Genomic DNA, 8,013 nt, shown 5'->3' on the forward strand with positions numbered 1-8,013 from the left:
AAGCCCAGTTCGCAGCGTAATCGGATTCTTTACCTGAAGGAATTAGAGCGGATCGAGCAGGTCCCGATCCGGGAATTACGTCGCCGCGTTATACTCCAGTTCCGTGATGCCCTTGCAGCTGGGCGCGGGACCGGAGCCGCAAACCAGTTCATACAGGCCAGCAGTGCATTCTTATCTTGGGCGCTTAACCGGGAATGGGTGGACGCGAACGCTGCAGCTCGGATCGGAATGCTGCCGTATACTCCGCTGCCCGCGTGGACAAAGGAGATGGCAAGAGACGCGATCCGCAATCTCCCAGCACACCTATCCCGTGCGGTGATGCTTGCGCTCTTCACCGGGCAGAGGCGCAGTGACCTGTGCGCCATGCGCTGGAGCGATATTCAGAATGGCGCAATCTTCGTGAGGCAGATCAAAACAGGAACAGAACTCTGGGTCCCGATCCATCCTGTTCTCGCGCAAGCGATGACGCAATGGCCGAAGACCAGCGATCATATTCTTACCGGCGTACGCGGCGGACCGATGACGACCCACAACATCACCCGCAGCATGAATGATGCTCAGGCCCGAGGGATTATCCCGGTAGGTTTCAATATTCACGGCTTGCGGAAGTTGGCAGCCACACTTCTAGCGGAAGCAGGATGCTCGACGCATGAAATCGCAGCGATCACGGGGCATAAGACGCTCAAGATGGTTGAGTACTATACCCGCTCAGCGGACCAAAAGCGCATGGCAGTAGAGGCAATTTCTAGGGCGGAAACCAGTTTTTGGAAACCAGAAGAAACCGCTATGCAACCCATTGAAAAAAAACGAACTCCGTTATTGAACCAGTAGAAATAGAAAATGAACCCTTCGATGCCAGCCGCATGGGCCATGGCGGCCTGCCGTTCGAGGATTTCTGGCGAGTTCAGGGTATAGTGGCCCAGATCTCGTGGAATGCGGGGCTGATAGTGATCCGCAAAACGCGGAACACCACGGGGCAGGTTGGCCCATTCCGTGAACCCATCGCCCCACCAGGCGTCGTTTTCCGGAATGGCGTGAAACTGCGGAAGATAATAGGCCAGAACCCGCGCGCGGCGGATGGCGCTTGCGGGAAGGGGTCGGGCCTTTTCAAAAAGAGGGCCTAGTCTGGTTCTGCGCCTGATTTCTCCAAAAACCGATACTTCAGTTTCCGGGCTGCAGGGGTGCACATCCGGTCGATCGCGATGCTCCAGATAATGCAGCAGCGGATTACTTTCCGGAGCATGCCGCAGGTGTTTTCGTCTGTAATATAGGGGGTCAAACCCGTCGAAAGGACGGCGTGCTTCACGAAACCCTTGGACCATGTAGTGTTCAAGCGCATCGAGCCCTGCTTTCGCGACGTCCGGATAGGAGCGCAGATAGAATTCGGGGTCGAATTCCGGGATCGGCCGAAGCGATGTGTTGTGGCGGTTCAGCAGATAATGGGCGAGGGCGAGCATCCCTTCCGGAATACGATAGGTCCGGGCGTACCATACCGGGTCGAACCATGCGATCGGGCGGCGTCCTTCCCGCTCGCCGCGCAGGATGTAATGCAGCAATGGATCGCCAATGACGTCGCGGTTCTGGCTGAGATACCAGTGGGGATCGAAAAATGGATTGGGTTTGCGGCCTTCGCGCCAGCCATGCTGGTGATAATGGCGCAGAACCTCGGTTCCAAGCGTCTCAAGATCAGGATTGGTCTGCAGATAGTAGAATGCGTCAAAAAGCCCGGAATGTCCGAGGATCTGCAAAGGCGACGCATCGACCGGGAAAGACGATGATCGTGAAACTTCGGCAGGAGAATGTGAAGACGCATTCATCATGTATAACTTTTTTACTTTTTTTTAACTTTATTCAACTCGTTAATTGATCGTCAATCCAAAAGAAATTTGATCGCATGGCCCGGGGGTGTCATACCGTGGCGCCCAGCAAGGCAATGCGGCCTTCGGTCGTGACATCAGAGGCAGGTTAACGATGGACATCAGCGCGTTACCGATTATCGCGGATGGTCCGGTTCATGAGCATCGGACCGTGCGCCTTGAAGGCGGTCTCGATCTGGAATGCGGTGTGCATCTGGCGCCTCTGGAGGTCGCCTATTGTACGTATGGAACGCTTTCGCCGGCGCGCGACAACGCCATTCTGGTCTGTCATGCGTTAACAGGTGACCAGTACCTTGCGGAACAGCATCCCCTGACCGGCAAACCCGGCTGGTGGAACCGCATGGTGGGGCCAGGTCTTCCGATTGATACGGATCGGTATTTCGTTGTGTGCTCCAATGTTCTTGGGGGCTGCATGGGTACGACGGGGCCGCGATCGATCTGCGCAGAGACGGGGAAGGCATGGGACAGTGCATTCCCGCCGATCACCATGCACGACATCGTGGCCGCTCAGGCCAGGCTGATCGACCATTTGGGTATTGACCGTCTGTTTGCCGTTATTGGCGGGTCAATGGGCGGAATGCAGGCTCTGACCTGGGCTGCGGATTTTCCGGACCGGGTGTTTGCCGCCATGCCGATTGCGACTTCACCTTTTCACTCCGCCCAGAATATCGCGTTCAATGAAGTCAGCCGACAGGCCATTTTTGCCGATCCGGACTGGCATGACGGGCAGTACAGGGATTTCGACGCCATACCTGCCCGCGGGCTGGGGGTCGCGCGGATGATGGCGCATATCACCTATCTGTCGGAGGAGGCGCTCAGCCGGAAGTTCGGGCGGCGGATCCGGCATGATGCAGCCACAGCCGTACCCGCGTCCAGCAGTCCGTCCCTGTTTGGCGAGATGTTCGAGGTCGAGAGCTATCTGCGTCATCAGGGTTCGTCGTTTGTGCGACGCTTCGATGCCAATTCCTATCTGACCATCACGCGCGCTATGGACTATTTTGATCTGGCTGCCGAACATGACGGGGATCTGGCCAACCCCTTCCGGAAATCGCAGACGCGTTTCTGTGTCGTCTCCTTCAGTTCGGACTGGCTGTTCCCGACATCCCAGTCGCGTCTTCTGGTACGGGCGTTGAACCGGGCGGGCGCGAACGTTTCTTTCGTCGAAATCGAGAGTGATCGCGGGCACGATGCCTTTCTGCTTGAAGAGCCGGATTTTGACCGGACGATCCGGGGCTTCATCAATGGCGCTGCCGAACATGCGGCCCTTCTGGCGGGAGAAGGCTGATGCGTGTTGACCAGCGTCTGATTGCCGAAATGATCGCGCCTCGGGCCCGCGTTCTGGATGTGGGAAGCGGAGACGGCACTCTGATCGACTATCTGTACCGGACGCGCTCGTGCGATGCCCGGGGGATCGAGATCGACATGCAGAACGTGACCCAATCTGTTGCGCACGGCCTGCCTGTCATGCACGGCGATGCGGATCACGATCTGGCGGATTATCCGGATGGCACGTTCGATTATGTGGTGCTGCAAAGAACCCTTCAGGCCGTCGAACGTCCGCGGGAAGTCCTGCGACAGATGCTCAGAATTGGCCGCTATGCCATTGTATCTTTTCCAAATTTCGGACATTGGCGACTGCGGCTTCAGCTCTTGACGACAGGGCGGATGCCAATGACGGCTGTCTGGAGCACGCCCTGGTATTCGACGCCGAACATTCACCCCTGCACAATCCGGGATTTCCTCGTGCTTTGTGAAGAGGAGGGATATGTCGTTCAGCAGTGGCTGGCGATTGACGAAGACGGGGCCCGTGCGCCCTGGCGTCGTTCGATCAGGCTTGCCAACCTGTTCGGAGAGCAGGCCATGTTCCTGCTCCGGCGTGCGGAGCCCTGACACGGGACCGTCGTTTGCAACCTTTCGCTGAGGGAAGGGTTTGAAGTCCCGGGCCTGATCAGGGTCTTTCACCATGAGAGCGGAGTTCAGGATCCATGAGCGAAATTCTTCAGGCCATCGCATCGCGTCGTGCGACCAAGCATTTTGATCCGGAATACCGGATTGCGGATGCCGATCTGACAGCGATTCTGGAGGCGGCCCGCCGTGCGCCGACAGCATTCAACATCCAGAACTATCGTTTTCTGGTTGTGCGGGACGCGGAACAGCGTCGCAGAATTCGCGCCGCCGCGTGGGATCAGCCGCAGGTCGAGGAGTGTTCCGCGCTGATCGTCATGTGCGCTGATATCAAGGCATGGGAGAAAGATCCCGCACGCTACTGGAAGGACGCACCGGAGGCCGTGCGCGATGGATATGTCGGGATGATCCGCTCTTATTATGAAGGGCGGGAACAGGTGCAGCGCGACGAAGGGTTCCGGTCCTGTGGTCTGGCCGCCTATGCACTCATGATGGCGGCATCAGCCTATGGTCTTCAGACATGCCCGATGGACGGGTTTGACTTTGATCGGGTCGGGGAGATCATCAACCTGCCGTCTGATCATGAAATTGTGATGTTTGTAGCGCTCGGACGTGAAGCATCTGCGCCAAGGCCCCGCGGCGGCGTCTTGCCTCTTGATGCAGTGGTTCAATACGACAGCTTCGCCTGATGGCAAAACTCAAGAAATAGCAATGGTTTTTCACAGAATGGCGTTGCTGTATCCTTGCAATGGGACAAGTGCTGTCCTACATCCCAGATGCACTTCAGGGGCATTTTCTGAAATGTGATGATGGCTTCGTGATCCTGCTGGCTTTGCGAGCAAATCAGGCATGGAGTGATTTGCAATAAAAGCCTGCGGTCACTCGACCGGCGGGACGTATAGCGGTGCGGTTGACTGAGCATGACCTTGCCGTCTCATAGGGAGAGGTCAATGACCAGTTTCGCCGAACTCAAGCTTGCCGAGCCAATTCAGAAGGCTCTCGGAGAAGAGGGTTACACCACGCCCACGCCGATTCAGGCCGGGGCTATTCCCTACCTGCTGGAAGGCCGTGACCTTCTGGGGCTCGCGCAGACCGGCACTGGTAAAACCGCCGCATTCGCGCTCCCGATTCTGAACCATATCTTCTCCAACCGCCGACCTGCACCGCCCAAGGGCGTCCGGGCTCTGGTTCTCGCGCCGACGCGTGAACTGGCGTCCCAGATTGGTGAAAGCTTTGCCGCTTATGCGCGGCACATGAAATTTTCCTACGCTGTCGTGTTCGGTGGCGTGGGGCAGGGACGGCAGATCGAGGCGACCCGCCGCGGTGTGGATGTTCTCGTCGCGGCACCTGGACGTCTGCTCGATCTGATCGGGCAGAAGTATATTGATCTCTCCAGCCTTGAAATCCTCGTGCTGGATGAAGCCGACCGGATGCTGGACATGGGCTTTGTGCGCGATATTCAGCGCATCATGGCCCTGCTGCCCAAGCAGCGCCAGACCCTGCTGTTTTCGGCAACCATGCCCCCATCCATCAGCGATCTGGCGCATTCGCTTTTGAAGGATCCGGCAACCGTTCAGGTCACACCTGAATCAAGCACGGTCGATCGCATCAATCAGGCTGTGATGTTCGTTGACTCGAACAGCAAGAAAGATGCGGCTCTCATGCTGCTCGAAAGCCCGAGCGTCGCCCGGGCCGTGGTCTTTACGCTGATGAAGCACGAAGCCAACAAGGTCGCCGAATTCCTGAACAAGAATGGAATCCGTGCGGAGGCCATCCACGGCAACAAGTCCCAGGGTGCCCGCGAGCGTGCCATGGCAGGGTTCCGGAGCGGTGCGATCAAGGCGCTGGTTGCCACGGATATTGCTGCGCGTGGCATTGACGTGGACGAGGTCAGCCACGTCTTCAATTACGATCTGCCCAACGTTCCGGAATCTTACGTCCATCGTATTGGCCGTACGGCGCGTGCAGGCCGTGAAGGTTGCGCGGTTTCGCTGTGTGACGCTGAACAGCGCGCCTGGCTCAGGGATATTGAGAAGAAGATCGGCAAGCCCATTCCTGTCGTGACCGATCATCCCTTCCATTCTGAAGAGGCCCGCCTGTCCACGCAGCGGCCGCCTGTTCTGGGTGGTGGTCGTGGCGGCGGCGGAGGTGGCGGACGCCGCCGTTCCGGTCCGCCCTCAGGTGGTGGTGGGCGTCCGGGCGGTGGTCGTGGCAGTGCTCCCGGTCGTGGTGGCCCGCGTTCCGGCCCGCGCTGATCCGTTTTTAAAAATGTTTTCTGAGAAGCCCGCTTCTGCATAAATGCAGAAGCGGGCTTTTCTTTTTCAGAACTCGGGGGAGGAGGCTTACCAAATGTTTCGAAGAGCCACCCCCGGAGAGAGGAATCAGCCTTTTTTGTTCTGAAGGTGCAGAGCGAAGCCTTTGACGCCCGGTTCTTCGAGATCCGGCAGAAGTTGCATGGTGGGAATCTGATAATCGCCTTCGTTCTGCTGCCGGTAGGCGATAGGAGGCGTATCGTTTAGCGTTCTGATCCGTTCGCGAAGGTCATCTGCCATGACAGCGAATTTTGCTTCGTCGGTGCGATCAACACGATAGGCCACGAACGGCGGTAGCACTGTAAAGCCCGGATAGAATAGAATGCCGTGATGGATCGGGAATAGTAAATCGTCGATCGGACCGTTGATTCCGCGCGCCGAATAGTGCTCCTGCCAGCCGCCCGTCGTGACGATGAGCATGGCGCGCTTTCCGGCCATGACGCCTTCGCCATAACGGTCTCCCCAGCGACTGTCGCTGTGTTCGCCGACCCCGTATGCGAAGCCGCAGGCATACACGCGATCCACCCATCCCTTGAGAATTGCAGGCATTGCGAACCACCAGAGCGGGAACTGGAGGATCACGGTATCAGCCCAGAGCAGTTTTTCCTGCTCCGCTTTGACGTCGTCCGTGAGGGTATGGGCTGCAAATTCCCTGGATGATTCTGCCGCGACTTTCAGGCGGTCAGTTGGCTTGAGTCCAGGAAAATCGTCATGATCGACAGTGGCTTTCCAGTTCATGGCATAGAGGTCGGAAACCTGAACCTGATGTCCCTGAGCATGCAGTTCACTGAGGGCCACATCAAGCAGGGCACCATTCAGCGATTGCCGCTCAGGATGGGCGAAGACAATCAGAACATTCATGAGTCTTTTCTCGCTCGATAGGGGAATTGAAACTCACTCAGAATAGGCGACCGGATATTGTTCCTCTATAGCTCTGGTATGAATAGGACTCTGCCATTTTATGGAACAATATGACGTCACACTCGACCGGATGAGGACCTTCGTACGCATTGCCGAACGGGGAAACCTGACAGCCGTTGCGCGGGAGTTCGGACATGGTCAGTCCACCATCACGCGGCATCTCCATGAACTGGAACAGGCGCTTGGTGTGTCGCTCTTCACCCGTACGACACGGCGTGTGGCACTGACGGATGAGGGCATGCGGTATTATGAGCACTGCCTGAAAATTCTATGCCTCGTGGAGCAGGCGAGCCAGGAAATGCGGGACACGCAACAGGCGACGGCCGGCACAATCCGGATATCCTGCACGGCCGCCTTGGGGGTTCTTCATATCAGCCAGTTGATCTTTGCTTTTCAGGACAGCCATCCCGGCATCCGCATTGAATTCAGCCTGACGGATGAGCGGATTGATCTGGTGCAGGAAGGTGTTGATATTGCTCTCCGCCTGGGTCCTTTGACGGATAGCGCGCTGAAGCTGCGCGCTCTGGGTGAAAGCCATCGTGTTCTGGTCGCTTCACCAGTCTGGCTGGCGGCTCATGGCAGACCTCAAGTACCAGAGGATCTGATTGATCTGGAGGGAATTCGCCTTTCACGGGTGCAAGGCTCCGACAGGCTGGTTCTTCTGGGGCCTGACGGCAGGCGCACAACCCTGCCGTTTCGCGGGCGCCTGACGGTGGATCACGGGCTTGCGGCGCGCGAAGCTTTTCTGGCTGGCCGAGGGTTTGGTCCTGCGCATCTCTGGCTTGTGGAAGATTGCCTCGCTGACGGCCGCCTTGAACGCGTCCTGCCGGACTATGAACTGACGTCCTCGCCACTCAGTATGTTGATTTCGCCGGAAAGGGCAGGCCTGACGCGTGTCAGGTTCTGCGTGGATTTTCTCGCCGAGAAGATCGCGGGAATTCCAGGGATCGTTCGATAATCTGTCTGCGAAGCTCCAGAGTAATAACGGCCATCGTATC

General features: G+C 57.6%; 7 protein-coding genes and 1 pseudogene. 6 read left to right on the forward strand and 2 right to left on the reverse strand.

Translation table 11 applies throughout. From position 1 onward, the window contains the following. Nucleotides 1-318: 318 nt before the first annotated feature. Nucleotides 319-660, forward strand: a pseudogene (locus GAL01_RS16130) (tyrosine-type recombinase/integrase); the annotation flags it as partial. A gap of 38 nt (nt 661-698) precedes the next feature. Here the strand turns inward: GAL01_RS16130 and GAL01_RS14945 are convergent. Next, nucleotides 699-1,820 carry a glycoside hydrolase family 99-like domain-containing protein gene (locus GAL01_RS14945; protein ID WP_062027201.1) on the reverse strand — a complete coding sequence of 374 codons (1,122 nt, stop codon included), beginning with the start codon at nt 1,818-1,820 and terminating at the stop codon, nt 699-701. Between the two features lie 151 nt (nt 1,821-1,971). Between GAL01_RS14945 and metX the strand changes: the two genes are divergently transcribed. The 4 genes from metX to GAL01_RS14965 all read left to right on the forward strand — a co-directional run bounded on the left by metX (nt 1,972) and on the right by GAL01_RS14965 (nt 6,037). Continuing rightward, a complete protein-coding gene (metX, locus tag GAL01_RS14950) occupies nt 1,972-3,162 on the forward strand; it encodes a homoserine O-acetyltransferase MetX (RefSeq protein WP_062027199.1) in 1,191 nt (396 codons plus the stop codon). Continuing rightward, nucleotides 3,162-3,767 carry a methionine biosynthesis protein MetW gene (metW, locus tag GAL01_RS14955; RefSeq protein ID WP_062027197.1) on the forward strand — a complete coding sequence of 202 codons (606 nt, stop codon included), beginning with the start codon at nt 3,162-3,164 and terminating at the stop codon, nt 3,765-3,767. The genes metX and metW overlap by 1 nt, the downstream gene beginning before the upstream one ends. Nucleotides 3,768-3,862: 95 nt before the next feature. Next, the gene (locus GAL01_RS14960) at nt 3,863-4,471 is read left to right on the forward strand and encodes a nitroreductase family protein (protein ID WP_062027195.1); all 609 of its coding nucleotides are present in this window, start codon (nt 3,863-3,865) and stop codon (nt 4,469-4,471) included. Nucleotides 4,472-4,732: 261 nt separating this feature from the next. Next, complete coding sequence (locus GAL01_RS14965; RefSeq protein ID WP_062027193.1) at nt 4,733-6,037, forward strand: DEAD/DEAH box helicase; 1,305 nt, start codon at nt 4,733-4,735, stop codon at nt 6,035-6,037. Nucleotides 6,038-6,163: 126 nt separating this feature from the next. On the opposite strand, the gene GAL01_RS14970 is transcribed toward GAL01_RS14965, so the two are convergent. After that, the gene (locus GAL01_RS14970; protein ID WP_062027190.1) at nt 6,164-6,955 is read right to left on the reverse strand and encodes an NAD(P)H-dependent oxidoreductase; all 792 of its coding nucleotides are present in this window, start codon (nt 6,953-6,955) and stop codon (nt 6,164-6,166) included. Between the two features lie 100 nt (nt 6,956-7,055). Between GAL01_RS14970 and GAL01_RS14975 the strand changes: the two genes are divergently transcribed. Further along, on the forward strand, nt 7,056-7,973 hold the full coding sequence (locus tag GAL01_RS14975; RefSeq protein WP_062027188.1) for a LysR family transcriptional regulator: 918 nt from the start codon (nt 7,056-7,058) through the stop codon (nt 7,971-7,973). The last annotated feature ends 40 nt before the right edge of the window (nt 7,974-8,013 follow it).

The organism is Gluconobacter albidus (assembly GCF_002723915.1).
Lineage (GTDB): Bacteria > Pseudomonadota > Alphaproteobacteria > Acetobacterales > Acetobacteraceae > Gluconobacter > Gluconobacter albidus.

Excerpts from the sequence above, each read along its gene's own strand:
- GAL01_RS14975 (WP_062027188.1), top strand. The coding sequence starts at position 7,056 with ATGGAACAATATGACGTCACACTCGACCGGATGAGGACCTTCGTACGC.
- GAL01_RS14960 (WP_062027195.1), top strand. The coding sequence starts at position 3,863 with ATGAGCGAAATTCTTCAGGCCATCGCATCGCGTCGTGCGACCAAGCAT.
- GAL01_RS14970 (WP_062027190.1), bottom strand. The coding sequence starts at position 6,955 with ATGAATGTTCTGATTGTCTTCGCCCATCCTGAGCGGCAATCGCTGAAT.
- metX (WP_062027199.1), top strand. The coding sequence starts at position 1,972 with ATGGACATCAGCGCGTTACCGATTATCGCGGATGGTCCGGTTCATGAG.
- metW (WP_062027197.1), top strand. The coding sequence starts at position 3,162 with ATGCGTGTTGACCAGCGTCTGATTGCCGAAATGATCGCGCCTCGGGCC.
- GAL01_RS14945 (WP_062027201.1), bottom strand. The coding sequence starts at position 1,820 with ATGATGAATGCGTCTTCACATTCTCCTGCCGAAGTTTCACGATCATCG.
- GAL01_RS14965 (WP_062027193.1), top strand. The coding sequence starts at position 4,733 with ATGACCAGTTTCGCCGAACTCAAGCTTGCCGAGCCAATTCAGAAGGCT.